This window comes from Nostoc sp. (assembly GCF_036919895.1).
GTDB lineage: Bacteria > Cyanobacteriota > Cyanobacteriia > Cyanobacteriales > Nostocaceae > Nostoc.
Genome location: NZ_JBALBW010000050.1, coordinates 1 through 25,877 on the forward strand (window position 1 = coordinate 1; position 25,877 = coordinate 25,877).

The window sequence follows — 25,877 nt, forward strand, 5'->3', positions numbered from 1 at the left end:
TCTCCTTTCTCTAAAAAAATAGTTATTTTGTACTACATTTTGATTTTCAAAATGGGGTTAATACTCTATTTATTTCAAAATGAGAATTGCTGCTAATGGCATCGGTGGCTATGCTTCAGGCACAGTCGCAGGTATACTTACACGTCGCTATCACGGATTACTTGTGGCAGCATTGAAACCACCGCTGATGAGAACTGTGTTACTGGCTAAGTTAGATGAAACGGCTCTGTATGACGGACGCAATTATTCCCTTGGAAGCAACGTTTGGAATGGTGGAGCCGTTAATCCGCATGGCTATAGGCACATAGAATCATTTGAGTTAGAAGGGACAATTCCAACATGGCGATTTGCTTGTGCGGATGCTTTGTTGGAAAAACGTGTATGGATGCAACCTGGGAGTAATACCACTTATGTTCAATATTACCTGCATCGTGCTACCCAACCGCTAGTCCTGAAGCTGAAAGCACTGGTGAATTATCGCGATTATCACGGGAACACAGATGGAAGAGGCTGGCAGATGAACATTGATGCCATTGAGCATGGTATCCGTGTTACCGCTTTTGAGGGAGCAACACCGCTATATCTATTGAGCGATCGCTCTCATGCTTCACCCGCCCATGAGTGGTACTATGGATTTGACTTAGCCAGGGAACGCGATCGCGGACTGAGCGATCGCGAAGATCATCTACATGCAGCGACCTTTGACACTACCCTCCAGCCTGGTGAATCACTTACCTTTGTCGCCAGCACCGAGAGGCATCCAGAGTTAAATGGCAACATAACCTTAGACTTACGTCGCTCCTCTGACCAAAAGCTACTCGGATTCTGGAAAGATAACCAAGCTCCAGACTGGGTACAGCAACTAGTCTTAGCTGCTGACCAGTTTATCGTCAGTCGTCCCCTACCTGATGAACCCAACGGTAAAACAATCATTGCTGGTTATCATTGGTTTAGCGACTGGGGGCGGGATACCATGATTAGCCTACCCGGTTTAACAATCTCCGTTGGTCGTCCAGAACTTGCACGACCAGTTTTGCGTACTTTTGCCCGCTACGTAAACCAAGGTATGTTGCCTAACCGCTTTCCAGATGTCGGTGAAGCACCAGAATATAATACCGTAGATGCAACTCTCTGGTATTTTGAAGCGATTCGCGCCTACTATGAGGCAACAAAAGACGACGAATTGCTAACTGAACTATTTCCGGTGCTAGCAGAGATTATTGATTGGCACCGCCAAGGAACGCGTTACAACATCCACCTTGACCCGAATGATGGTCTACTTTATGCGGGTGAAACAGGTGTGCAACTCACCTGGATGGATGCCAAAGTTGGTGATTGGGTAGTTACACCCCGCATTGGCAAACCCATAGAAGTCAATGCCCTATGGTGTAATTCTTTGGGAACTATGGCTAGCTTGGCACGCAAGTTAGGTAAGCCATACCAAGAATATGAGCAACTGCAAGAACTGGCAATCACAGGATTCCAGCGTTTTTGGAATGATGCCGTTGGGTACTGCTACGACGTTCTAGACGGGACTGAAGGACACGACGATTCATTGCGACCAAACCAGATATTTGCTGTATCCTTACCACAAAGCCCCCTGACTCCAGTTCAACAACGGGGTGTAGTGGAATCTTGTGGGCGATCGCTTCTGACTTCCCATGGTCTACGCAGTCTTGACCCCAACCATCCAAAGTATCAAGGTCACTATGGAGGAGATGGACTTCAGCGAGATAGTGTTTATCACCAGGGAACAGTTTGGGGCTGGCTGATTGGGCCATTTGTTTTAGCCCATCTACGTGTTTTCAACGATCCAGCCAAAGCTCGGAGTTTACTTGAGCCAATGGCTAATCATCTACGCGCTCACGGCATAGGTAGTCTCAGTGAGATTTTTGATGGCAATGAGCCACTCAGCCCACGGGGTTGTATTGCTCAAGCCTGGACGGTGGCAGAAGTGCTTCGCGCCTGGATAGCAACAGAACCGACCACAGAGAATTCTGAGTTTTAAGTTTTGCATTAATCCAAAATCAGCATACAAGCCTTGTGCCATTCGATTCTTAATCCAAAATCCAAAATCCAAAATCGCCATGACTCAAGAAGAAGTAAGATTAGCAGCAGACCTTATTAACTTACAATTCTTGATCGTCGGCTAACCTGGTATTTAAAAGTCTTTAAAGCAAGTTTTACGGTTTATTTAATCCACATTCCTAATCGACAATTCTATTATTGCCAAACTTAGAGTTTGTTTATAAAATATATCTTAAGTTTTAGACTACATTAATGCAGTATAAAACAACATTAACATCGGTGTGTTAAGGGGCAAATATTCGTGAATTAGTCTATTAATTACACCTCCCATTGCGCCTAAAGCACCCTACTTAAATTGAATGTTTATTTTCTGAATTACCTCTAAATAAGGAACAAATATAGCAATCTGTTACCCAAAGCCCCTAAATTATATGGATAAATATCTACCGCATAGGTTAGCAGGTATTTACTCTAATGAGAGCAAATTTGAATGCGCTATCCTAATTTTAGGATCATCTTTGCATCCAGTAGGATTCGTATGTAATAGTAATTGAAAAGTAATTAAAAGTCAATGACAATGGCCAGAAAAAATGCTGCTAATTTAACGATTCAGTTGTCGCTGGAGGAGAAAATCATTTTGGAGGAATATTGTGATAAGATGCAGCGAACAAAGAGCGATGTAATTCGAGAGATGGTACGCTCACTTAAAAAATATTTAGAAGGCAGCTGAAATTTGTCGATAAGTTTGGAAACTCATATTTAGAAAGTAAGCTTTCACATATTTTATTTTTCCGAGCGAAATTCGCCAGATAGGGAATTCAGTCCAGGCCGGCCACAACATCATGTCAATAAGCAAAGTATATTATCAACAAAGTTGAACTAATATCATTAAATATTGCTTATTGCGAAAATCTTAGGCGTTGGCGTAGCCCGCAGCAGGCATCGCTAAGAGCCATGTCTCAAATTGAGAAACAAATCAACAGATTAACCAATTCAAATCGCTTTAATCCGCCAAGTACCTACAAAAGTCATACCGATGAAGAGCTATCGCCATAACACATCAAGGATGTAGTTCTGTGTTCAGCGACATCAATATTATGATTATCTAAACGTTAACGTTGACACTCTCCAGTGTTCTATGATTTTGATGGAGGTTTTAGGGAGAGAGACGGGAGATAACCCCAATTCTCAATCCCCAATTCCCAATTCCCAATTCCATAGGAATATAGCGTGTCAATAACAGAACATAAAATCAATGTAGATTCACTGGAATGGTTTTATCGAGAATCTTCACCAATCGGCAGAACTGATTTAGCACCTGTGTTGTTGCTACACGGGTTGGTTTCACAAAGTTACAGTTGGCGTAATATTATACCTGCTTTAGGGAATCAAGGGACAAGAGCGATCGCTCCAGATTGGATTGGTTACGGCTTTTCTGCAAAACCAGAAAAACGAGATTTCGCTTACACACCCGATGCTTTTATCACAGCTTTAGAAGCATTTGTCAAAGCACTAGAACTTGAATATTTTTCTTTAGTTGTCCAAGGTTTTTTAGGTTCTGTAGGACTACAATATGCCTTGCGTCATCCAGAACAGATTGCCAATTTAGCTATCCTGAATACACCAATATCAACTGCTGCCAAATTACCCTGGAAAATTAAACAAATGGGTTTACCTTTGGCAGGTGAGGTAATGACCCAAGACCCCTTATTAGTTGACCGGACGCTAGAAGGTGGTAGCCGTTATCGCATCGGAGATAAAGATTTAGATATTTATCGAAAACCATTTTTGAAAACTTCGTCATCTGGGCGGAGTCTTTTATCAAGTATTCGCAATTTACAGCTAGATTCAGCAATGACAGAAATCGAATCGGGCTTTAAAGAATGGCAACAGCCAATTCTGATTCAATGGGGGATGATTGACCCTTGGTTATCTGTGGATATCGCCCAAAATTTTACAGATTCTGCACCAAATGCCGAATTAATCAAACTTAATAACGTCGGACATTATCCTCAAGAACACTACCACGAGACGATTTTGGAAGACCTTTTACCCTTTGTGCGTCGTAAAGATGCTCATTGACAATATACTTTTGGCAAAAATCGATATTATAAAAATGAAGCCATAGAAAAACACCAAGGATTTATCTGTGGTAAAGAAATAATTCTGGGTTTTTGCCAGACTTATTATGTTATTCTAGGCTGCATTTGTGAAATTTTTAGTACCACTAAAAATGGATCGCAGCCACAAGTAAAGGGGATTGGTATTCATGGCTTATTCATGGTTTAAAGCATTTCATATTGTCGGATTTGTAGTTTGGTTTGCCGGTTTGTTCTACTTAGTACGTCTTTTTATCTATCACGTTGAAGCGAACCTTGAACCTGAACCAGCACGAACGATACTGAAAAATCAGTATCAAATTATGGAAAAGCGCCTCTACCACATCATTACTAACCCTGGAATGTTTGTGACGATCGCAATGGCTATCGGTTTATTAAGCACTGAACCGGATATTTTAAAAGAGGGTTGGTTACATATAAAACTGCTATTTGTTGCTATTTTAATTTGCTATCATCATTACTGCGCTCGACTCATGAAGAAGTTAGCAGTAGATGAATGCGGTTGGAATGGTCAGCAATTACGCGCTTTAAATGAAGCACCTACTGTTATGTTAGTAGCGATCGTATTACTAGCTGTATTTAAGAATAATTTACCTACAGATATCGCTGCCTGGGGTATTTTTGCCATGATTATTTTGATGGCAGTTACTATTCAACTTTACGCCAAAAAACGCAGGCAAGATAAAGAGAAGCTAACGGCACAGATAGGACAAGTTCCACAAGAACAAAGTTAGACAAAATTGCTTTCTAAGAGGACTTTTCAAACAACCTCTAATACCAGCTATGCATTGGTTGTCAAGTTAGTGAAAGTTCATAGTTTCTAGATACCCGATTTCTTAAATAAGTTGGGTATCTAACTTTTCGTGAGTGACTTATCGCTCACTAAAAAACTTTAGTAGTTCTGAGTAAGTGGTATCTCCCCTAGTCTTTCCAGAAGCGATCGCTCCATAACTTCACTGACAAATTTATTACCTTGCAAGTTGAGGTGAATATGATCGTGATACAAACCTTGCGGGTTAGTAGTTGAGTTGAATATCGGTAAAAAGTCTATATAGTTAATTTCCTGAGTTTTGGTAAAATCAATCAAGCGTTGGCGGGCTTTAATTTCGTAATCGCGGGGGCCTGGTTCACCAATTTCTCGCAGTAAGGGAGTCATGACTAGTAGAAATTGGCTGTTGCTTTGGCGAGTCAGGGTTTGAATTTTGCCGATCGCCTCCAAATTAATTCCCACGCGATCGCCTGCTTCATTCTGCACCGCTTTCATTTCGGGAATTGGCTTCTGCTTGACGATATAACGCTGCCACACTTCCGCTAATGCTAGGGGAGGCTTACTATCGGGATAGTTGCGATCGCGTCCTACTGGTAAAGACGTGGGAGGAGTCGCAAACAAATCATCGGTATTAATTAATAACACTACTATTTGCGCGTTGAAGTTGCTAAACTTCTCTAAATAAGCTAACTCGTTCCTTGGCCCCCAAGAGTTAGCTGAAGCATTTAACACTTCTACTTCCTGATAATTACTATGAGTTGATGATGCCAGAGAACGCATCATTATCGCGGATATTGTATTAGTCTGATCTGTCCACCAGCCACCATTAGCAATAGAATCCCCTAACAGTAAAATTCGCAGCCCAGAAGGTGCAGGTATCTTATCGATCGAACTACCTCGCATAGAATACTCATTAATTTCAATGCGATTACCAAAACGGCGGGTACGTTGGTTAGGAGCCAATAAATAACCAATCCGCTCATCCCCAATGTAAACTAGGGGATTACCAAAGCCAAAGAGCGATCGCAATCCGATCTCGACTACCACAAACAATCCCAAAACCACCGCCAAAATTACAATCAGCGCCACTTTCACTTACCCACACCCTCTAATACCGAGTTACTTTTCAACGATAGTAACTGACGCATTGGGAATTGGGAATTGGTTATCCTCACTTTGTCTCCCTACTCCCCAGGCATCTGACTAAGCGGATTAATATCTATTGGAATATGTTTCATAAACTTTGAAAACAGCAATTACATGGCTATTAACTGTTTATCTAATAGTTTGTTAAAGTTTTGATATACTTTATCTACTTTTGTGTAAGAGTATAGCATGTGTTTTCTAGTGATATAATTTTATATTACAGGTATTACTATAGCTAGAGTTTTTATCAATTAATTAATTCCGCAAAACTTTTTTGGGGGTAAGGTAGGATGATAAAAATAGCCACACGTAAGTATTTAGGCAAACAAAATGTCTATGACATTGGGGTTGAGCGCGACCATAATTTTGGGATAAAAAATGGCTTTATCGCTTCTAATTGTTTCAATAAATCTCATTCAACGGCCTATGGTTATGTAACTTATCAGACAGCATATTTAAAAGCTAATTACCCATTGGAATATATGGCGGCACTGTTAACGGCTAACAGTGGCGATACCGATAAGGTACAGAGATATATTACTAACTGTACAAATATGGGTATTTCCATAGATCCACCAGATATTAATCGTTCTGGCGTTGATTTTACACCGACATTAGGAAAGATTCTGTTTGGATTTTCGGCGGTGCGTAACGTGGGACAGAATGCGATCGCCTGCATTTTGGAGGCGAGAAACGAGACAGGAGAGTTTAAATCCCTCGCTGATTTTTGCGATCGCGTGGATTTACGTGCTGTTAACCGCCGGACTCTAGAATCGCTGATTTACTGTGGAGCCTTTGACAAAATTGAATCCAACCGCCAACAGTTAATTAACGACTCAGAATTAGTGTATGATTGGGCACAATCTCGCGCTAAAGACAGAGCTAGTGGTCAAGGGAATCTCTTGGATTTATTAGGTGATGGATTTTCTTCGACTCAGAATAAAAGAGCAAATAATGCCTTTGAAACTGCTCCTAAATCTAAACCTGTAACAGATTTACCCCCACAGAAAAAGTTGCAGATGGAGAAAGAGTTATTAGGTTTTTATGTATCAGATCACCCGTTGAAATCCTTGCGGCAAATAGCACCACTTTTGACACCGATTAACCTTTCGCAACTGGGAGAGCAAAGAGAAGACACAAGACTTTGTGCAGTTGTCATGTTGAATAATGTCAAAAAAGTGGTTACAAAAAAAGGCGATCAGATGGCAATTTTGCAAATAGAAGACCTAACTACACAATCAGAAGCTGTAGTTTTTCCCAAAACTTATGAACGCATTAGTTCCCTACTCGTAGTTGACACCAGATTGATTATTTGGGGAAAAGTAGATCGACGCGACGAGCAAACTCAATTTATTCTTGAAGATGCAGAACCAGTGGAAACAGTACAAATGGTAATGGTGGAGTTAAATCCTCAGCAAGCAGGTGATATGGATAAACTACATCGCTTGAAAACAATTTTGCAAGAACATTCAGTAGACAAAGAAAAAGCAAAAATGCCAGTGATTGGAATTATCCAAACTGAAAATTCTCGGAAATTTGTTCGCTTGGGTTGGCAATTTTGCGTACAAGATTCTAGAATAACTGTTCAAGCTTTGCAAAATGCCAGTTTTCCTGCTCATATAAAATCACTGACTGGTAGCTAGCGCCAGAAGTGAAAAATCTATCAATACTAAAAAGCAGCTTAAAAATTATTTTTACTGAACTGTCAACAGTAAAATGCCTTAAGTATTCAGCATTTAAACCGTTTTTTTAGTTACTTATGCGGATGATGATTTCAATGAGGGAATGGTATCTTTTTATGCTAAGACCCTTGATGCTGCGATTGGGGGAAGGAGTTAAAAATTGATGATCGTAAACGAGCTACATAAATTTGTTTCATACTGTAAAAAAATTCAACCCCAAACTCACGATGACATCCAAAAGTTTTTTGAAGGAGTGATCTTATTCCCTTATGATAAAGAACTTCTATTGCAAGCCTATTTATTTCTGAATATTAAAGACTTGTTTCCCTCGTGCGCTGAATTGCTGTTATTTGAAAAATCTCCAATTTCGGATTATACAGATTTAGGGAAGTGTGATTTTGTCTACCGGACTTTTAAAGGGAGTCTGTTTTTAATTGAAACTAAGTTTATTGATACAGAAGCAACAGGAGCAACAGAAAGAAAAAGAAGAAATAAACACAGAAATAAGGTATTTGAGCAAGTTATAACCTTAAAAGGTCGATTTAGTGAATACTGGAATATGAGGTTAGATCAATTAGAATGTGGGGTTTTCACGACAGATGCAGAAGTCGCTTGGCGAGGAAGTAGCGTGAACGTCACATCTAAATCAATATCTATAGATCATCTTGAAAAATGGCGAAGAAGTTATCACACTAGTGAAAAAAGTTATGAAGTAAGCAAAATAGTAATGCAAAAACCGAATTAGTTTTCGGAATGCAAGTGAGTTTTTTGCAGTTTATGTTTTTAACTTTTGTTGAAACTTCAATCTTTAGCAATTTCAATGATATCGAGCATGAATATTTTGAATTCCTCTATGTGGTAAAACAATTATCTAGTTGTTAGCTTCACTAGCGATCGCCAACATTAGTATTCAGGAAAACCATCTGTAAAAATAATTTCGTGTTTTTCCAGCCATAAGTATTCTTTGACCCGGAAAATATGTCAGATTACTGGAATAAGTACCAAACGTCTGACAGGAAAATCATACTAATGAGAACTTGGGCTACTATTGCTGTGCTAGCTTCTTCTTGGCTAATATTTGGGGTTATATGTTCTGAGCCGATCGCTGCTACTTCTGCTATAGCACAAAATGCCAGACCATTTCCTACGCCAACAAGTCTGAAAAAGATTATTGTCAGCAACGCTGAGTTTGGGCTAAAGAGAGTTGACACCAAAGGTAACGTTACCATTTTCCGCACAACAAGAGTGCCGCTTCAGGAAGGAAACGCCTACGGATGGCGGATTAAACTCAAAGACTATCAAGGTGAAGTGAAATGGCGCGAAGTCTTGCATTTACCAAAACCTCCAGAAACTTGGGGTACAGATAACGGTGAAAATTTCTCTATATCAGCAGATGGTACTACATCTGTGACACGGCGTACAGAATCGGCTCCAGACGGTGTGATTGGGAATTTTTGGACGATCGCTCCTGGCGATCCACTTGGTAAGTATAGAATCGATGTCTATATTGATGACCGTTTGATCGGTACTTTCGAGTTTGAAGTTATTGCAGTCAAGTAGATGTAATATTAGAGGCTCGATCTAATTCCCTCCTTTTTAAGGAGGGTTAGGGAGGAAAAGTAAGCCAGCCCCATAGGAATCAAGCTTTGGGCTGTATATCCTGGCAAAGCATTGATGTTTATCGAAATTGTAGGTTCAGATTCAAAAATACCGCTAAATTTAGAAGCGGTTCTAATAATTGCCACAATGAAAGATAAAATTAGCAGAATTAGCAATCCATTACAGTAAATTGTTTTATTAGATATGTGCATCTGAGTAAATTGTGAGTAATTACAGATATTAAATAAACAACTTCTACTATGGCGGTTACAATAGAAGCACCTGACGCAAAGAAGTATCATAAAAATAGAAGCTTGATTCTTGTTGGGTGGCGATCGTGAATACAGAGGAATTCTTACGATTAATCGAAAAACAGCGCTCATGTCCTCAGACACTGCCAAAAGGGCTGCAAGCAATGTGGTATGACAACAAAGGTGATTGGAGCAAAGCTCATGAAATAGTTCAAAATGCCAGCGATGCCGATAGCGCCTGGGTTCATGCTTACCTGCACCGCAAAGAAGGCGATTTGAACAATGCCCATTTTTGGTATCAGCGTAGTGGTCAGCCAGAGTTTCTAGGAGAACTAAACCAGGAATGGGAACAAATAACTTCTGTATTGCTAAGAAAGGTCAACGTGACCCATGAATGCTGAAGAATTAAAACGGCGTTTTGCCGCAGGAGAAAGATATTTTCCAGCCGTCAACTTGATTAGGAACAAGCTGATTGGAGCCTATTTGCCCGGAATTAGTTTATGGGGATCTGACTTGAGTGGAGCGAACCTAGCTAAAGCTAAACTCTGGGGAGCAGATTTGAGTAGAACTAACTTAGCTAAAGCGAATTTGACCAGAGCTAATTTGAGCGGTGTCAAACTGAATGAAGCAAATCTCCGGGGAGCCAAACTTAACTATGCCAAGTTGTATGGAGCAAATCTGACTGGCGCTTACTACGACGAAAGCACGCGGTTTCCTAGAGGTTTTGATCCCGTCAGTAGAAATATGCAGAAGGTGTGAGGTAGGCTAATAAATACCAAACAAAACGGCATAAAAATGCTTACTGTTGCTAAATCAAAGCAGATTGCCATCGCAATCTTTTCTTTCACCCTCCTTGTTTACAGCCAAGTTGCATCAGCCGCCTTAACTTTACCCCTACGCAGCAAAAAGGGAATGGTGGTTTCAGCCCATCCTCTAGCGAGTGAAGCGGGAATTTTAATGTTACGTAAAGGTGGTAATGCAGTAGATGCAGCCGTAGCCACAACTTTTGCCATCTCTGTAGTTGAGCCTTTTTCGGCGGGAATCGGCGGCGGCGGATTTTTGCTGATGCACTCTGAGAAAACTGGCGATATCAAAGCGTTGGATTTCCGCGAACGCGCACCCCTGAAAGCTACAAAAAATATGTATCTGGATGCAGCAGGTAAAGTGCGTCCCAATGCAAGTATCAATGGTTATTTGGCAGTAGCGACACCAGGAACCGTAGCGGGACTTTATGAAGTGCATCGTCGCTATGGTAAACTTTCTTGGCAAGAGGTAATGAAACCTGCGATCGCACTTGCTAAAGATGGCTTTATTCTTGGCAATGTGCTAACTCAGCACCTCAACCAGCGCCAGCAACAGCTTCTCAAGAGTCCAGCCGCGCGGGAAATTTTTACTCGCAACGGCCAATTTTACCAACCAGGAGAGAAACTGGTGCAGCGTGATTTGGCACGCACCTTAACAGCAATTTCTGAAAATCCCCAAAGTTTTTACACCGGAAGTATTGCTCAAGCGATCGCTTCTGATATGGTAAAAAATGGTGGTTTAATTACTCTAGAAGACCTGAAAGCTTACAAACCAATCTGGCGGACTCCTGTTTGTGGGAATTTTCGGAAAGCTAAAATCTGCTCAATGCCACCACCATCATCGGGAGGCGTTCACCTATTGCAGATTTTAAATATTATTGGTGACACTGATTTAAAATCTTTAGGATGGCATCATCCCGACGCTATCCACTTAATGGTAGAAGCAATGAAGATTGCTTACGCCGATCGCTCAGAATATTTAGGCGATCCTGATTTTATCAAAGTTCCTGTACAAGAACTGATTAGTCCAGCTTACGCCAAAAAACGCCGTCAAGAAATTAATATGCAACTGGCTAAACCCTCGACCGAGGTCAAGCCAGTAGATAGAAAGACACTACAACGTTTTAGTCAGGCTAATAATCAAATTTTAGGAGAAAATATCATTCCATTATCCGCTCGGTCTCTAAAACTGCACGCGACGCGGTATGAATCTCCTGAAACGAGTCATCTGACTGTTGTAGATGGAGAACACAACGCCGTAAGTCTGACTTTCACAGTTAACCTCATTTTTGGTGCTGGTGTGGTGACACCGGGAACTGGAATTGTCCTGAACAATGAAATGGATGATTTTGCTGCTGCGCCAGGAGTGCCTAATGCTTTTGGTTTAGTTGGTAACGATGCCAACAGCATTGCACCCCGTAAAACTCCTTTATCCAGCATGACTCCCACTATCGTCACAGAAAATGGTCATTTTCGGATGGCAGCAGGTGCGCCCGGTGGTAGCACCATCATCACCCAGGTTTTGCAAACGATCCTGAATGTGCTGGAATACAACATGGATGTTGGTGCAGCTGTTTCTGTTCCACGCATACATCATCAATGGCTTCCCGATGAGTTGCGGGTTGAATCTTGGAGCTTGGATGCTCTGACTATGCAAGACTTACGCCGTCGGGGGCATAAAATTAAGGAAACTACTCCTTGGGGTAATGGTAACGCGATCGCTGTTACATCTGATGGAACTTTAGAAGGCGCGGCAGATCCTCGCGGTGAAGGTTCCCCCAGAGGTTTGTGAGCGAGTCAGGGACTGGGAAGACGCAGGAACGCAGAGAAGAACCAATGACAAATGACCAATAACTATTGATTTTGAATTGTTGACTCTACGTAACTACTACTGCCGAACTCATTTGCCCGTGCGCTAGGTACTAGTGTCCAACCTGCTTTGAGAAGTTTTTGATAAGTTGCCCAACCTTTAGAACCACCTGGTATTTGATAATCGGGGACTGTGAAATGTCCAAAAGCTGTGTAGGGTCGCCAAGGCTGATTGGGTTCTGTCTGCAAATACAAAATTTTCTCCCCATCACCACCAGACTTAGATAACCAGCACATTTGTCGATGCATTGCAAACTCCTTTGCTTTTAGCTAAAACTAACGCACATTACCAGGCTTTTGTCAAGTAAATTCTCAGCCTTGTGGGCTATTTTTGGGCAGAAAGATAAACAGCTTTGTCTCACCTTATTTAATCGGGTGAGATTTTTCTCATGTTATCCGCGTTTTTTGCGATCGTGTGTAACAATAACTACTGTTTTTACTAAGCTTTGTAATCAGGATTTAGAAATTCTATCCGGGTTACTTGATTGACCTCTCCCCCAGCCCCCCTCCAAGGCGAAGAGGGCCTGGGGGGTTAGGTCTGTGTGCAAATTGAGAGGGTGCGATCGCACTTCACTACTTCACTGATCCCAAATAAGGACATCAGGCAATTTTTAGTATAAATTAATTGCATATATTTTATCTGATTCTTGAACAAGACCTGAGTATAAGCCCTATATGTAAGGCTTTAAACTCTCATACTAGTGTCAAAAATCAAATCGGATTTATACTGATTATTACTGAGTTTTGTATCATGAACAAGAATGTAGCATTACGTAAAACTGACCAAGGCTGGAAATTTATTGATGAGTCTGAATTAGAAACTTTTGTTTGGGATAATTTAGAAGAAATATTTGAACTCAAGCCCTTAACGCGCCAATTATCTATCAAAGGAGAAATTTGTGACATCTTAGCAATAGGAGAAAATAATCAACTAACTATTATTGAACTGAAAAATACAGAAGATAGATATGTGATTAATCAACTCACACGCTATTATGACAATTTATTAGAAGAACAACCTTTGAAAACTAATATTAACTATGATGAACAAATTCGGCTGTTAGCCATCTGTCCTAGTTTTCATCGCCATAATCTAATTGATGAAAAACACAGTAGATTAAATTTTAATTTATTTACTTTTTTCATTGCGTATGAAAATGATGAATTTTATTTTCATTTATCTCATATTCATAACAAATTAGAAAGAAAAATTATAAAAATCAATTATCAAGAAGTTATTCTCCAAAATCAAGAAAATGATAATATTCCTGAGCCACCAAGATTATTATTAGATTGGTTGGGTTCTTTAACAAATACAGAAATAGAAAATTTCACGAGAATTAGACATCAGATATTAAGTTTTGATCATAGACTAGAAGAACAAATAGTGAATAAAAGTATTATCTATGCGAGTAAATATGGCAAGGATAAGATGAGGCAATGTGCAGAGTTGTGTTTTGACAAAAAATCGAAGGAAATACTATTATTTTTATGGTTAATTATCCCCAAACGCCAAAATAAAACTATTGTCAGAATGCAAATTGATACAATGGATGAATATTTAACATATTGGCGATATATTCCTTTAAAACAAGGAAGTATATCTTGGGATCAATTAAGATATCTTAGTATTAACCATACTTTTTATAGTGTTCCAGGAAATTCAAAGAACCTTCTTTATCTCAAAAGTTTCAATTCAATGGTTAAAGAACTAGAGCCAGACAATATTACTCATGTTAAAAGTGGACAGCTAATCTTTAAAAAATCAGCGAATGAGGAGATAATTGTTGATGACATTAAACATATTATTAATAGAGCATTAAAAGTATGGTTAGAAAGAATTAGTTAAAATAAGTTGAGTTTTAGGTTGGTTTGAATGCAGTAAAATACAATATTATGTATTTGCCTTAAATAAATAAAAATCATGTAACTCATCTATTGAAACGGGAGATTTATAGATATTACTTTCAGACTCATAAACAATTTCAAGAGATTCAATTGCTTCTTTCAGTTTTTTAACTGTATCCTCTTGCGTCTTTCCCTGCCCGACAACACCATTTTCCAAACATAAAGCTACCCAATAGCCAGAAATTTGTCTAATTACAACGGTGTAAAAATTCATTTATTCCTCCAAATTAATAACTATTTTTTAAGGTTTCTTCTAATGTAAAAGGAGATTCTTTAGGAAAAAAATTTAATTTAATCCCTGTTTCATCAGATGCTTTGAGACGAGCTTTTTCATAACAATCTTCAAATACTTCTGCAAGCAGAGGTTGCAAACTGGGACTATCTTCTAATAATGTTTCAATACAGATACGTTGTTCAGAAATGGTACTGCGCCAACTTTCACTACGTTTTTCTGGTTGATATTGCCATTTCAGTAAGTGCATCAATAGTACAATTAATCGATTTTTTAACTCGCGTTTTTCACTCCTCCCCATGCTTTCAATTTCTTCAATTAGATTAGGTATATCTATTTCATTAAAATTATTTTCTTTTAAATGATGGGCAATTGTTTGTGTCCACAAGTAAAAGTCTTGTTCATAAAGATTTTTTTCGTTGAGAAAAGATGGACTGTTCATTAATATTCCTCTTGGAAACGCTAAAAATTAGGTGGGCATAACACCCACCTAATTAAACTATACTAACAAAGCCTGTTCTTCTTTAGAAATCACGCGCCCTTCATCCTCAAAACCAGCAATTTGATCGAAATTCAAATACCGATACAAATCATCGGCAAAAGGCTCAATTCTACTCGCCACAATATCCAAATATTCCTGCACTGTCGGAAGCCGCCCCAGCAGCGCACAAACTGCGGCTAATTCTGCTGAACCAAGATACACTCGCGCATCTTTACCCATGCGATTATTGAAGTTGCGCGTTGAGGTTGAAAACACTGTTGTGCCATCAGCAACTCTTGCCTGATTACCCATACACAAACTACATCCTGGCATTTCTGTCCGCGCACCCGCAGCCCCAAATACGCTGTATACACCTTCTTCTTTTAATTGGTGTTCATCCATGCGGGTTGGTGGTGCTATCCACAGGCGAGTTTTCACTTCACCTGCACCTTCTAAAACTTTGGCTGTTGCCCGATAATGACCGATATTCGTCATACAAGAACCTACGAATACTTCTTGTACTGGATCATTAGCAACTTCCGATAATAATTTAACATTATCGGGGTCATTGGGAGCCGCAACAATTGGTTCTTTGATTTCATTCAAATCGATTTCAATTATTTCGGCATACTCAGCATCAGCATCGCCTTCTAATAACACGGGGTTTGCTAACCATTCTTCCATTTTTGCCACACGGCGCAACATGGTACGCTCATCGTGATAGCCCCGTGCTATCATATTTTTCAGCAGTGCTACGTTAGAACGCAGATATTCCGAAATTGTCTCTACACTCAGCTTAATTGTACATCCGGCACAAGAACGCTCGGCACTAGCATCGGTGAGTTCAAAGGCTTGTTCAACTTTTAAATCTGGCAAACCTTCTATTTCCAAAATTCGCCCGGAGAAAACATTTTTCTTATTCTGCTTCTCTGCTGTCAGCAAACCTTTTTGAATTGCCACATAAGGAATAGCATTTACAACATCCCGCAGGGTGACACCTGGTTGCAATTCACCTTTGAATCTTACCAAAACTGACTCTGGCATATCTAAAGGCATGACACCCAAAGCCGCCGCAAAGGCTACTAATCCAGAACCGGCGGGGAAGGAAATTCCCAAGGGGAAGCGGGTGTGAGAGTCGCCGCCAGTTCCCACGGTGTCGGGTAGCAGCATCCGGTTTAACCAAGAATGGATGATACCATCACCGGGACGGAGGGCGACACCGCCACGAGAAGCAAAGAAATCGGGGAGTTCGTGATGGGTTTTGATGTCTACTGGTTTGGGATAAGCAGCAGTGTGGCAGAAGCTTTGGATTACTAAGTCTGCACTGAAACCAAGACAGGCGAGTTCTGTCAATTCGTCGCGGGTCATGGGGCCTGTGGTATCCTGGGAACCTACGGTAGTAATGATGGGTTCGCAAGATGTGCCGGGACGCACACCAGGTAATCCGCAAGCTTTACCGACCATTTTTTGTGCTAGGGTGTAGCCTTTGCCTGTATCAAAGGCTTGCTGGGGACGGGTGAAAACGGTGCTGGGTTCTAAACCAAGTGCAAGACGAGTTTTGTCGGTGAGGGTACGTCCAATAAGTAAGGGGATGCGTCCACCTGCGCGAACTTCATCGAGGATGGTATCAGGTTTAAGGTCAAAGGTGGAAATGACTTCACCTGCTTCGTTTGTGATTTCGCCTTTGTAGGGATGGATGGTAATTACCATGCCAGTTTCTAGTTTGGTGACATCGCACTGAATAGGCAAAGCACCGGCATCTTCTGCTGTGTTAAAGAAGATTGGCGCGATCGCACCACCTAAAACATAACCCCCAGCGCGTTTGTTTGGCACAAAAGGGATATCATTTCCTGTATGCCACAATACGGAGTTAATGGCAGATTTTCGCGAGGAACCAGTACCAACTACATCCCCTACGTAAGCTACAGGATGCCCTTTTTTCTTTAGTTCGGCAATGGTTGCCACACTTCCCGGTTGCCGTGACTCTAACATCACTAAGGCGTGTAAGGGAATATCTGGGCGAGTCGTAGCACTTTGGGCGGGGGATAAATCGTCGGTATTGGTTTCGCCAGGAACTTTAAAAACGGTGACAGTAATCGCTTCTGGTACTGTGGGGCGAACGGTAAACCATTCAGCTTCCGCCCAAGAGTCAATTACTAGTTTGGCGAAAGGATTGGTTTTAGATAACTCTAAAACATCGTGGTAAGCGTCATACACCAAAAGAATTTTGCTTAAGGCGTTGGCGGCATAAGCGGCGATGGGTTCTTTTCCTTGTCCGCCCATTACCAGAGGTGTTTCGGATGAGTCGGAGACGGATACAGTGGGCAATTGCAGCAAATCAATTAAAGATTGGACATTGTAACCACCAATCATTGTCCCTAGCAATTGCACCGCTTCTATGGGCGCAATCAACGGACAGGTGATTTCCTTTTTGGCGATGGCAGTGAGAAATCCAGCTTTGACATAAGCTGCTGGATCGACACCAGGAGAAACGCGATCGCTCAATAAATGCAATAATATATCCTCTTGACCCTTTGGCGGATTTTTCAGTAATTCACATAATTCTGAGGTTTGCTTCGCATCTAATGGTAAGGGGGGAATACCGAGTGCTGCCCTTTCAGCAACGTGTTTACGATATGATTCCAGCATTTTTATGTTCTCCATTGGGATTTTATCCCTTTAATTATGAAATATTTTTAGGCAATACTTGGCTATCAAAGTTTAGCTTACTTTTATAGCTGAAAGCTTTAGGAGTAATCTGTTGACTGCAATTTTTTTATACTGAAACTTTAGTGTTTGAAAAGTATTGAGCAAATAGAATTCGCTACTACACAAATAAAGTCCACCTCCGTGGACTAAGAGAGAATTAAGACTTTTTAACCGGGGAGAAAATGTACTCCTGATAACCAACCGTCTTTTTGCATAATTCCAAAGCTAGATAATCTAGTTTCAGAACCGTAGGGGCAATTCATGAATTGCCCCTACATTTCTTAATGCGTAAGTACTATTCCCGCATTTCTCACAAGCTTGAGGGCAGAGGGGCAGAGAGAGGGGAAAGAACTTGGTATTTGAACTCTCCCCTGCTCCCCTGCTCCCCTGCTCAAGAGTACAAGGTTTGAGAGATGTGGTGAGAAATCCGGGTATTGTAGTTTGGTGCTATTAGCTTTAGATTCCCGTTGCAGAAAAGCCTTGACTTCTAATAGTTTGAGAATACAGTCGCAGATTTCATCGTTAGAAGCTGGATTGCGGAAGAGTCCTATTATTACAGAATGTTCAGCAAATCCTCCTAACAAAGCGAGTATTTGTAAATTGGAGTTTTGCTGTTTGGCAGGAGTGAATAAAACATCTATTTATTTAATCTCTCTTGCAATTTTTCTGATGCTCTGACTTCAATCTACTCGGATTTTGGGACTGAATCAAAAATCTGTAAATTATCTGTAGGGTCACTTTTCACTTTCTTAGTTCATCGATTGTTCAAAAGGGTTAATAGTCTTAGCTGAATCTGTAATTAGCCGAATTTTAATCTCATGGTAAAACTCCTCTTGAAGTAGCTCTACTTTAGATTGAGCCGAAAGTAGTAGTAGCGCCCAGAAAACGCTAACTAAATGACTGTGTTTAGACTCATGTCCAGACCCATTTTGGTTGATAAGCTTTGTCTCAGTCCACAACTCTACAAGTTGTTCTAAATTCAACCAATTTCGCTCTGAATTTAGCCCCCTTGATGATAAATTCAACACTTGTTCAAGTTCTCCAGCTACTTCCGTCAGATTTTCCTGGTGAGCTAACTCCAGCGCCTCCCGCATACTTTGGACGCTAGGCAACCGTCTGGGACGAATAGGCTTGCTAACTTTTTCTACCAGTTTTAGCTGGTTCGCCATAATCTGCAATTGCTTAATTAATTCTTGCAGAGTCACCCGGCGCTTTGGTGGTGGCATTGCCGATGCCCGACGACGCAATTGCCGTTCTAATGGTAGACGATGACCCTGATGTGATATTCCGTCTTCATCTTCCATTAGGGCATCATCTAATACACCATCTTGAGCATCTCCTACTGTTGATAATTCCATCAATGTATTGGCTTTGAACAATACCAGCATTGATGCTGACAAAAATGCCTGTCCAGATTGAGACAAATCCGCTTCATAGCCTCTTCCGATTGACTCTGGTGCCATCAGTTCCAAGTAACGGTCAATCACCTCAATCACTTGGACATCCCAAGGGTCTATTTCTCCTTGTTCGGCTTGGTAAATCAGGTGTGTGATTGTTTCTAATAGCTCGGAAGCTTCCATCAACAGGTTCTAAGTTAATTAATGAGAATCAAAAGACCTTAACTTCAACAGTAAACTCATTGACTATAGGCAAAGCATCTGCTTTAGACATTTGCTTGCACTTTTTTTAATCAGGAATTGCCTGCTGGCAGTATCCTCTGAAATTTGTAATCAATCACCATTGTGAATTGTGAGATCGGAATGTGCAACTTTTGGGATTTGGGATTGGAAATGGGAAGAGGACAAGAGAATTAGGGACAAGGGGAAATACTTGTAGTTCCCAGATTATTTGTCTCCTTAATCCCTGCTTACCAGCCATTTCAATCTTGGGGTGGGTCATGAGTAATAGTAACAGTTGATACAAAGTCACTCGGCTTAACGCTTTTGATCGCATCGAAAGTGCCTTTAATAGTACCAGCGATGGGAACAGCAACAAGCGTCCCTAACAACCCAGCAATCTCAAATCCCATCAAAATAGCCACAAAAATCCAAATAGGATTCAGCCCAATAAAGTTGCCGAGTAACCTGGGAGCTAATAGGTTATCTTTAAGCTGTTGCATGAGAATTGCCGCTATGGCAACTTGAACTGCTAACCACCAATTTTGCAGTAGTACTAAAATCGTCACCAGACCAATGCCAAGAGATGCCCCAATAAAGGGAATAAGTTCCGATATCCCAATTAGTATGGCAAACAACAGGGCAAAAGGAACTTTCATCACTAAGAAAATTGGTGTCAGGGTTAGCACCATAAACAGTCCTAACAACAACTGGCTGAGAAAGAAGTTCTGGAAATTTAGGCGCAAGGATGTGGTAAGGGGTTCTCCAATATTAGAGGGTAAAAGATTGACTAGACCATACCAAACGCGATCGCCGTATAAAAGCATATAAAATGCAAGCACAATGACTAACACTAAGTCAAGTAATCCTGACAGCAATGTTCCAGCAAATCCCACTGCACCAGAAGCTAGTTGTTGCACCAGATTCTGAATATTGGCATTGATTTGACTGCTTACAACCCTGAGATCAACTGGCAAACGTCGTTGTTTTGCTAGCATCTCAAACTGCTCTAAGTTTGCTTGACTAGCGCCTAACCAATCAGGGATCTTATTTAACAGTTGGATTGTTTGGTCAACGATCAACGGCACTAGAGTAACACCTAGAATCCCGACTAGGGTAAGCGTTGCAAGTAAGACTACGATCACCGCCTGAGTGCGCGTGATTTGGGCACGTTCAAAGAACTTAACCGGGTAATTGAGTAGAAAAGCCAAAATCGCCGCAATACTCAAGACGGTAAGGGGATGCTGGAAGTAGCGACAAAGCACGGATAGTAGCCAGACATTAAGAGCGATAATTGGACCGCTCAGACCATAAATTAACAGGCGTTTAAGGGAGGCCGAACGGCGCATTTCATGCAACCTATTTTAGATATTGCTGAGATGATTTGTAAAATTATTAATGGCACTAATTATTTATCATCATAGTTTTTTTTAACAAAGAGATATATATAAAAGCATAAGTGTATATGAATAGTAAGGAAGTAAATAAAAATGGACAAAACCATAGCTGACCTCCGCAAAGACTACACCTTGGAAGGTTTAAGCGAACTCGAAGTAGACCTCAATCCTTTTATCCAATTTAAAAAATGGTTCGTTCAGGCTTTAGCAGGGCAACTCCCCGAACCTAATGCTATGACCATTGCTACCGTTACACCAGATGGTAAGCCCTCGGCGAGAATGGTGCTGCTAAAGGATTTTGATGAACGCGGCTTTGCTTTTTTCACCAACTACAACAGCCGCAAAGGACAAGAACTGGCAGAAAATCCTCTGGCGGCTTTAGTCTTTTGGTGGGCAGAACTAGAACGTCAAGTTCGGATTTGTGGGTATGTAGAAAAAGTTTCCAAAACTGAGTCAGACCAGTATTTTGATACTCGCCCTGCTAACAGTCGCCTGGGTGCGTGGGTATCTAATCAAAGTGAGGTGATAGAAAGCCGAGAAGTCTTGGAGCGACGTTTGCAGGAGTTATACAGTAAATATGAAAATCAAGAGATCCCCCGACCGCCTCATTGGGGAGGCTTACGGGTGATCCCCACAGAAATTGAGTTTTGGCAAGGACGCTCTAGCCGCTTACACGATCGCTTATTCTATAGCCGTTTAGATAATGGCACTTGGAAAATTGAGCGGTTATCACCCTGAAGAAGAGGCAGGGGACAAGGGACAAGGAGAATAACTATAACTCAATGCCCAATTACCAATGAGCGATCGCATCTTGAATTGCTGACCGTGCTTCTGCTAAAGATTGGGCACGGGCATCACCCTCGTTGAGTCTGTTGGCGTTAATAAATTGAATATCTGTAACTCCAATAAAGCCGAAAATCGTCCGTAGGTAGGGTTCTTGGAAATCATAAGCAACGGCAGGGGAGGTCGGGCTAAAGTCACCACCACGGGCTGTAATGATAACTGCCTTTTTACCTTCGACTAACCCTTTAAAACCTTGAGCATCTAGGGCAACAGTCCGGTTAATACGAACAATTTGATCGATGTAAGCCTTAAAAGTGGAAGGGATATTGAAGTTGTACATTGGCACTCCAAAGATGTAGCGATCGGCTGCCAAAAACTCATCAACCAGTTCGTCAGAAATTCTGATTGCCTCAGCTAATTCTGGGGTATGGGTTTCTGGTGGTGAAAATGCCGCCGCAATCCAAGCTTCATCAACGTGAGGAACTGGGTGATGCCCTAAATCTCGATAGGCGATCGCATCTTCAGGATGTACTGCCCTCCAAGCACTGACGAATTCTTTAGATAGTTCTCGTGAGTGCGATCGTTCACCACGTGGGCTGGAATCAATATGTAGAATATTTACCACCAAATATCTCCTGATTAGCTAGTATTTACTGCTTTTACATTTTTTGGATCTAAATTTCAAAGCATTACATCAGATACTAAAAGTAACTAGTTACTAAAGTAAAGTAGTTACCATAAAGTAACTATTGAAAATTTTTGATTAACATACATAATTAATGTCTGTCTGTAAAATCAAAAATTCTTTTATCAGAAAATAATTCAGGAGTTATAATCTATAATTTAGAATTCCATATCTGTACTCATTTCAGGCGAATAAATTGGTTTAATCTTTCTCATTAATTATCTTGTTGCACACCGTTTACTACTGGCTTCACATCAGAAAATGGATCGGTGCCACCACCCCAGTTAAAATCACTAATTCGGATGCTGAAGCCACCTAACTGCAACACCGGATTGTAACGCAAGGTGATGCCATAGGTGCGACGGCTATATTCCAAAATGTAGTCAGTGCTTGTCTCTCTACCTGTATCCAAGTTAACAGATGTTTGAAAGCCTAAGCGAAAAGGCCCGTAGATTTGCTGTGATATCCCAGCGCTTAACACCTTGTTATCAACGGAGCGATCGAACAAAAAGGGAGATAATCCGTTGTTTAAGCCTTGAGAGTAACTAACATTAAAGGCGGTATAGTCTAAAAAAGGTCGAGAAAAATGACCGATTTGCCCAACTAAGCCAATTGTACCAGTTAGGGTGCTTTGGTTATCACCATTGGTGTAATAACTGCTAGTGCCTGTAAGACCAGCGATCGCTTGCAAGTAAGGAACAACAGGTCTAGCCGTGTATCGTAATCCCTGGCTGGAAGTGGGTGGTAATGGTTTTCCTTGCCATAGCAATAGCCCTCTACTGAGGGAAGCACTGGCTTGGAAACGACCTAGTGAGATGCGATCGTTTTCGCGGATTGGTTCTAGCAAGTCTTGGCGATCGGTATTGGCATCGATATACTGAGCGCCTGCTTGATAAGTGAGGTTGATGCCACTTTTGCCTAAAGGAATTACAGGAGAGGTAATCACGCCGCCCAAACTGCTCTGGACAGTTTGAAAGCCGAGAGTACCGTTGTAGAGCCGATCCCGGTAATTATATTGCACATTTAACACATGGGGAAGGCGATCGCCTACTATCTGGCGCAATCCCAAATTTATTCGCAAATTGTCTTCCACCTTGTTTAAGTTAAAACTAGTTAACTGACCAGTTCCCTCAATTACGGCTCGTGGACTCAAAACAGAATTTATCTTTGTCTTTACAGCAAAGAGTGCGCCTAAATCACCCGTGCCTTCTTGCACAGCCCTTTGTAGTAGCAACTGAGGCGTAATCGTCCAGCTTGTCTTCTCTGTATCAATCAGTGGAAAGCCACGCTCAATATACAAACCATCCCGATCTTCTCCATCATAGCCGGGGGAAACTATCGCAGGTGTAACGTCCCGCTCCCGGCGGTCAATAGTCCGCTCATTCAACGGAATTGGTAAGGAGACGCTTTGATCCAATACCAAACGCTGCTTCTGTGTCCTAATCCGGTCTACCAAGGGTGATTCTCGCGTCAGAGTTACTGTATCTGCACGCAACTCTAGTTCTGGTGGCGAAAAAGGATCGTTGGTGATGCGAACATCCCTTGCTTGCCAACCTTGGGGATAGAAGTCAATATGTTCAGCTTCAAACCTGAGTCGATTGACTGCACCCCCTGCTTTCGGGGGTGGGATGTTGCTAGCATCGGACTGACCACCAAATGCCACATCAATCTGTCCAGGGCTGCTCACACCCGAAAGGGGCTGATTGGCTCTAATGCGATCGCTCGGTGGACGTTTTGGCACTCCACCAGCAGTGACATTTGTGGGTGAGAAAGCTAAATCTGTTTGTGCTGAGGGTACATAAATTTCTCCTCTACCATTTAGCAGTTCCCCACTATCTTGAACAAAGTTATAGGTAAAGCGTTGTCCACGCAGTATCTGATCGCCCCGTGTTAAAGTTACGTTGCCTTCCCCCGCAGCAATCAAGTTGTCCAAATTGACTTGCAAGCGATCGGCATCTACCACCGCTCCATCAAATCGCACTACTACATTACCTACAGCTGTAATAATTCGCCGTTGCTCGTCATACTCTTGCCGATCTGAAGTGACTTCTACAATTCTCGGTTTGGCTGGCGGTGTGCTAGTAGGCGCTTTTGGCTGATTGGTGGTATTTACTTTTGGTGTAGGGGTTACTGTTTGAGCTTGTTGTTCGACTTGGGAACTGAATTCTACAGTGAGCGGTGTTGAGAGTTGCTTTGTCGGGTTACGAGACTGAAATTTTATAAAATGTTTTACTGATTCAGAACTTGGTGCAAGATCGGCAGCAGATACGGAGATATTGTTGTTTTTTGGAGACTGTGGCGCAGTAATAATATCACTTTGCTGTTTTAGCTGGGTTAACTTCTCAGCTAAAGTTTCCGCCTTGGATGTGACTAACTTGTTGTTCGTAACACTTGGGGCAATTTGAAGGGGAAGGGGAGATTGGGCAACCAGGGGATTTGGGGAAACTCCATAGCTAAATCGTGGAGAGTCCAAAAAGTTTTGTTTTTCTCCAGCAACATAGTTGGGATTTAGCGTAGACGCGGAGCGGCTTGTCGTCAGACATCGCTCACTAAGTTTTTGAGAAGGTTCGCATCTTATATCTAGAGAAGCCTCCGCTCCAACTTTTATTGGCAATGCAGTAGCTTCTCTTTCCTTCTCCCGTTTGCGTAACGCCGCTCTGAGGAGAAGTTCCGAGCGCCGAACGTCGCTGCTTGAACTTTTCTTTGTGTCTTCTTTATCTTGGTTATTAGAGGTTTTAACCTCCTGCGTGGGATAGCCAACAACCAGTGATTGCCCCAAAAGTCCAGCACTTCCAGAGCCAGTAATGGGGGAAATTTCTGGTGGAAAGGTTTCTGGTGGATGGGGTACAGAAGGAGTTTCCACAACTACCAAGTCATCCTGAGTTGAGTTTGTCGGAGTTGGCAATTGCGAATGACTCTTGTTGTCATCCGCAATTGCCAACTCAGCCAAATCTTTGGACTGCTTGGATTTGTCTGTCTTTTCCTGTATTCCAGTTTCTCCAACTGAAAGAAACTTTGTATGACGAGCAGATACGGTGGGATTTACAGGTTGTAAAGATTCGAGGATAGGAGGCGGATTGGGTGGCAGAACTGGATGAAGCATAAGTGAGCAAAATCGGGCTAACAAACAGCCAAATGACGGACGGAAGGATAAACTATACATTCTGCCTTCCGACTGTCGCCTTCTGCTACCTACAGCAAGCTACCTGGAGAAAGAAACTTACTAAATTTCGCTTAGTAAGTTTCCGTGGCGTTTAGTATTTTCCGCCTTCCAAAGTCGCGGATGATTTATCGCCCTTTTACTCTAAGTCCCGACGGCCGGGGTTACGAGCAGGATCGTTCGACAAAAATCCGAAGATGAAGATAGTAACGAAGAAGGCAACAACAATATAAACAGCGATTTTTAAAGTCAGCATAGAAATATCTCCAAGGGGTAAAACAAAGAAAGCTTTTCTTTGAGGATCTGCCATGCAGAAAAGATAGCTACTTTATATTACCCAAATCTCGCCCCTTTTTTAGAGGACTCTAGGGATTGGGGATTGGGGACTGGGGATTGGCAGTATCTACCTTACAGTTATTGAGAATGGTGCAAGATGTCAACTGTCTGACTTTTTGATGACCCTAAGAAATAACTCAGATATTAGTTTACTCTTGTGACGTTCGCTGACGGTAAAAGTTTCTAAAAAAAAGGGTAGAGGCATAAGTTACAGGTTAGAAGAAATAATTCTCCTTGTCCCCAGTCCCCAGTCCCCAGTCCCCAGTCCCCAGTCCCCAGTCCCCAGTCCCCAGTACCCAGTCC

The 25,877-nt window shown here is 41.6% G+C and carries 22 protein-coding genes and 1 pseudogene; 12 read left to right on the plus strand and 11 right to left on the minus strand.

The window, feature by feature from the left end; genetic code table 11:
* Nucleotides 1–79 precede the first annotated feature (79 nt).
* The 4 genes from V7K55_RS09085 to hemJ all read left to right on the plus strand — a co-directional run bounded on the left by V7K55_RS09085 (nt 80) and on the right by hemJ (nt 4,882).
* On the plus strand, nt 80–2,008 hold the full coding sequence (locus V7K55_RS09085) for an amylo-alpha-1,6-glucosidase (RefSeq protein WP_334830348.1): 1,929 nt from the start codon (nt 80–82) through the stop codon (nt 2,006–2,008).
* A gap of 591 nt (nt 2,009–2,599) precedes the next feature.
* Nucleotides 2,600–2,758 (plus strand): ribbon-helix-helix protein, CopG family, encoded by a 159-nt coding sequence (locus V7K55_RS09090; protein WP_179069829.1) that lies wholly within the window; start codon nt 2,600–2,602, stop codon nt 2,756–2,758.
* A 500-nt stretch (nt 2,759–3,258) separates the two neighbouring features.
* Nucleotides 3,259–4,110 (plus strand): alpha/beta fold hydrolase, encoded by an 852-nt coding sequence (locus V7K55_RS09095; RefSeq protein ID WP_334830351.1) that lies wholly within the window; start codon nt 3,259–3,261, stop codon nt 4,108–4,110.
* Between the two features lie 187 nt (nt 4,111–4,297).
* Complete coding sequence (hemJ, locus tag V7K55_RS09100; protein ID WP_334830353.1) at nt 4,298–4,882, plus strand: protoporphyrinogen oxidase HemJ; 585 nt, start codon at nt 4,298–4,300, stop codon at nt 4,880–4,882.
* Between the two features lie 158 nt (nt 4,883–5,040).
* Here hemJ and V7K55_RS09105 read toward each other — a convergent pair whose 3' ends face one another.
* Nucleotides 5,041–6,012 carry an SGNH/GDSL hydrolase family protein gene (locus V7K55_RS09105; protein WP_334830356.1) on the minus strand — a complete coding sequence of 324 codons (972 nt, stop codon included), beginning with the start codon at nt 6,010–6,012 and terminating at the stop codon, nt 5,041–5,043.
* 341 nt (nt 6,013–6,353) lie between these two features.
* Between V7K55_RS09105 and V7K55_RS09110 the strand changes: the two genes are divergently transcribed.
* From V7K55_RS09110 to ggt, 6 genes are all read left to right on the plus strand, one after another.
* On the plus strand, nt 6,354–7,706 hold the full coding sequence (locus V7K55_RS09110; RefSeq protein ID WP_334830358.1) for a helix-hairpin-helix domain-containing protein: 1,353 nt from the start codon (nt 6,354–6,356) through the stop codon (nt 7,704–7,706).
* Between the two features lie 202 nt (nt 7,707–7,908).
* Entirely contained in the window at nt 7,909–8,490 is a 582-nt protein-coding gene (locus V7K55_RS09115) for a hypothetical protein (RefSeq protein ID WP_334830360.1), read from the plus strand.
* Between the two features lie 284 nt (nt 8,491–8,774).
* Nucleotides 8,775–9,305: a hypothetical protein gene (locus tag V7K55_RS09120; RefSeq protein WP_334830362.1), complete on the plus strand. Its 531-nt coding sequence runs from the start codon at nt 8,775–8,777 to the stop codon at nt 9,303–9,305.
* Nucleotides 9,306–9,681: 376 nt separating this feature from the next.
* On the plus strand, nt 9,682–9,996 hold the full coding sequence (locus tag V7K55_RS09125) for a hypothetical protein (protein ID WP_334830365.1): 315 nt from the start codon (nt 9,682–9,684) through the stop codon (nt 9,994–9,996).
* Nucleotides 9,986–10,354 (plus strand): pentapeptide repeat-containing protein, encoded by a 369-nt coding sequence (locus V7K55_RS09130; RefSeq protein WP_334830368.1) that lies wholly within the window; start codon nt 9,986–9,988, stop codon nt 10,352–10,354. The genes V7K55_RS09125 and V7K55_RS09130 overlap by 11 nt, the downstream gene beginning before the upstream one ends.
* Nucleotides 10,355–10,390: 36 nt before the next feature.
* Nucleotides 10,391–12,190 carry a gamma-glutamyltransferase gene (ggt, locus tag V7K55_RS09135; protein ID WP_334830370.1) on the plus strand — a complete coding sequence of 600 codons (1,800 nt, stop codon included), beginning with the start codon at nt 10,391–10,393 and terminating at the stop codon, nt 12,188–12,190.
* A 62-nt stretch (nt 12,191–12,252) separates the two neighbouring features.
* Here ggt and V7K55_RS09140 read toward each other — a convergent pair whose 3' ends face one another.
* Nucleotides 12,253–12,516: a hypothetical protein gene (locus tag V7K55_RS09140; RefSeq protein WP_012409208.1), complete on the minus strand. Its 264-nt coding sequence runs from the start codon at nt 12,514–12,516 to the stop codon at nt 12,253–12,255.
* Between the two features lie 502 nt (nt 12,517–13,018).
* On the opposite strand from V7K55_RS09140, the gene V7K55_RS09145 reads away from it, so the two are divergent.
* On the plus strand, nt 13,019–14,116 hold the full coding sequence (locus tag V7K55_RS09145) for an endonuclease NucS domain-containing protein (RefSeq protein ID WP_334830372.1): 1,098 nt from the start codon (nt 13,019–13,021) through the stop codon (nt 14,114–14,116).
* 45 nt (nt 14,117–14,161) lie between these two features.
* Here V7K55_RS09145 and V7K55_RS09150 read toward each other — a convergent pair whose 3' ends face one another.
* The 6 genes and pseudogenes from V7K55_RS09150 to V7K55_RS09175 all read right to left on the minus strand — a co-directional run bounded on the left by V7K55_RS09150 (nt 14,162) and on the right by V7K55_RS09175 (nt 20,562).
* The gene (locus V7K55_RS09150; RefSeq protein ID WP_334830374.1) at nt 14,162–14,389 is read right to left on the minus strand and encodes a type II toxin-antitoxin system HicB family antitoxin; all 228 of its coding nucleotides are present in this window, start codon (nt 14,387–14,389) and stop codon (nt 14,162–14,164) included.
* A gap of 13 nt (nt 14,390–14,402) precedes the next feature.
* Nucleotides 14,403–14,849 carry a DUF29 domain-containing protein gene (locus V7K55_RS09155; protein WP_334830376.1) on the minus strand — a complete coding sequence of 149 codons (447 nt, stop codon included), beginning with the start codon at nt 14,847–14,849 and terminating at the stop codon, nt 14,403–14,405.
* A 57-nt stretch (nt 14,850–14,906) separates the two neighbouring features.
* Nucleotides 14,907–17,537 (minus strand): bifunctional aconitate hydratase 2/2-methylisocitrate dehydratase, encoded by a 2,631-nt coding sequence (gene acnB / locus V7K55_RS09160; RefSeq protein WP_334830378.1) that lies wholly within the window; start codon nt 17,535–17,537, stop codon nt 14,907–14,909.
* 233 nt (nt 17,538–17,770) lie between these two features.
* Nucleotides 17,771–18,279: pseudogene (locus V7K55_RS27500) on the minus strand (hypothetical protein); the annotation flags it as partial.
* Between the two features lie 67 nt (nt 18,280–18,346).
* Nucleotides 18,347–19,177 (minus strand): ScpA family protein, encoded by an 831-nt coding sequence (locus V7K55_RS09170; protein WP_334830380.1) that lies wholly within the window; start codon nt 19,175–19,177, stop codon nt 18,347–18,349.
* Nucleotides 19,178–19,476: 299 nt separating this feature from the next.
* Complete coding sequence (locus V7K55_RS09175; protein ID WP_334830382.1) at nt 19,477–20,562, minus strand: AI-2E family transporter; 1,086 nt, start codon at nt 20,560–20,562, stop codon at nt 19,477–19,479.
* A gap of 141 nt (nt 20,563–20,703) precedes the next feature.
* On the opposite strand from V7K55_RS09175, the gene pdxH reads away from it, so the two are divergent.
* Nucleotides 20,704–21,348 (plus strand): pyridoxamine 5'-phosphate oxidase, encoded by a 645-nt coding sequence (gene pdxH, locus V7K55_RS09180; protein ID WP_334830384.1) that lies wholly within the window; start codon nt 20,704–20,706, stop codon nt 21,346–21,348.
* A 52-nt stretch (nt 21,349–21,400) separates the two neighbouring features.
* Here pdxH and V7K55_RS09185 read toward each other — a convergent pair whose 3' ends face one another.
* The 3 genes from V7K55_RS09185 to V7K55_RS09195 form a co-directional block, all read right to left on the minus strand.
* Nucleotides 21,401–22,018: an FMN-dependent NADH-azoreductase gene (locus tag V7K55_RS09185; RefSeq protein WP_334830386.1), complete on the minus strand. Its 618-nt coding sequence runs from the start codon at nt 22,016–22,018 to the stop codon at nt 21,401–21,403.
* Between the two features lie 274 nt (nt 22,019–22,292).
* Nucleotides 22,293–25,241, minus strand: coding sequence for a DUF3769 domain-containing protein (locus tag V7K55_RS09190; RefSeq protein ID WP_334830388.1), 2,949 nt, complete (start codon nt 25,239–25,241; stop codon nt 22,293–22,295).
* A 136-nt stretch (nt 25,242–25,377) separates the two neighbouring features.
* Nucleotides 25,378–25,494, minus strand: a complete 117-nt coding sequence (locus V7K55_RS09195) for a photosystem II reaction center protein I (protein WP_041566417.1) — start codon at nt 25,492–25,494, stop codon at nt 25,378–25,380.
* Nucleotides 25,495–25,877: the final 383 nt, after the last annotated feature.

Coding starts and splice junctions, on each gene's coding strand:
- V7K55_RS09085 (WP_334830348.1), top strand. CDS start 80: ATGAGAATTGCTGCTAATGGCATCGGTGGCTATGCTTCAGGCACAGTC.
- V7K55_RS09090 (WP_179069829.1), top strand. CDS start 2,600: ATGACAATGGCCAGAAAAAATGCTGCTAATTTAACGATTCAGTTGTCG.
- hemJ (WP_334830353.1), top strand. CDS start 4,298: ATGGCTTATTCATGGTTTAAAGCATTTCATATTGTCGGATTTGTAGTT.
- V7K55_RS09110 (WP_334830358.1), top strand. CDS start 6,354: ATGATAAAAATAGCCACACGTAAGTATTTAGGCAAACAAAATGTCTAT.
- V7K55_RS09115 (WP_334830360.1), top strand. CDS start 7,909: ATGATCGTAAACGAGCTACATAAATTTGTTTCATACTGTAAAAAAATT.
- V7K55_RS09120 (WP_334830362.1), top strand. CDS start 8,775: ATGAGAACTTGGGCTACTATTGCTGTGCTAGCTTCTTCTTGGCTAATA.
- V7K55_RS09130 (WP_334830368.1), top strand. CDS start 9,986: ATGAATGCTGAAGAATTAAAACGGCGTTTTGCCGCAGGAGAAAGATAT.
- ggt (WP_334830370.1), top strand. CDS start 10,391: ATGCTTACTGTTGCTAAATCAAAGCAGATTGCCATCGCAATCTTTTCT.
- V7K55_RS09140 (WP_012409208.1), bottom strand. CDS start 12,516: ATGCATCGACAAATGTGCTGGTTATCTAAGTCTGGTGGTGATGGGGAG.
- V7K55_RS09145 (WP_334830372.1), top strand. CDS start 13,019: ATGAACAAGAATGTAGCATTACGTAAAACTGACCAAGGCTGGAAATTT.
- V7K55_RS09150 (WP_334830374.1), bottom strand. CDS start 14,389: ATGAATTTTTACACCGTTGTAATTAGACAAATTTCTGGCTATTGGGTA.
- V7K55_RS09155 (WP_334830376.1), bottom strand. CDS start 14,849: ATGAACAGTCCATCTTTTCTCAACGAAAAAAATCTTTATGAACAAGAC.
- acnB (WP_334830378.1), bottom strand. CDS start 17,537: ATGCTGGAATCATATCGTAAACACGTTGCTGAAAGGGCAGCACTCGGT.
- V7K55_RS09170 (WP_334830380.1), bottom strand. CDS start 19,177: ATGGAAGCTTCCGAGCTATTAGAAACAATCACACACCTGATTTACCAA.
- V7K55_RS09175 (WP_334830382.1), bottom strand. CDS start 20,562: ATGCGCCGTTCGGCCTCCCTTAAACGCCTGTTAATTTATGGTCTGAGC.
- pdxH (WP_334830384.1), top strand. CDS start 20,704: ATGGACAAAACCATAGCTGACCTCCGCAAAGACTACACCTTGGAAGGT.
- V7K55_RS09190 (WP_334830388.1), bottom strand. CDS start 25,241: ATGTATAGTTTATCCTTCCGTCCGTCATTTGGCTGTTTGTTAGCCCGA.
- V7K55_RS09195 (WP_041566417.1), bottom strand. CDS start 25,494: ATGCTGACTTTAAAAATCGCTGTTTATATTGTTGTTGCCTTCTTCGTT.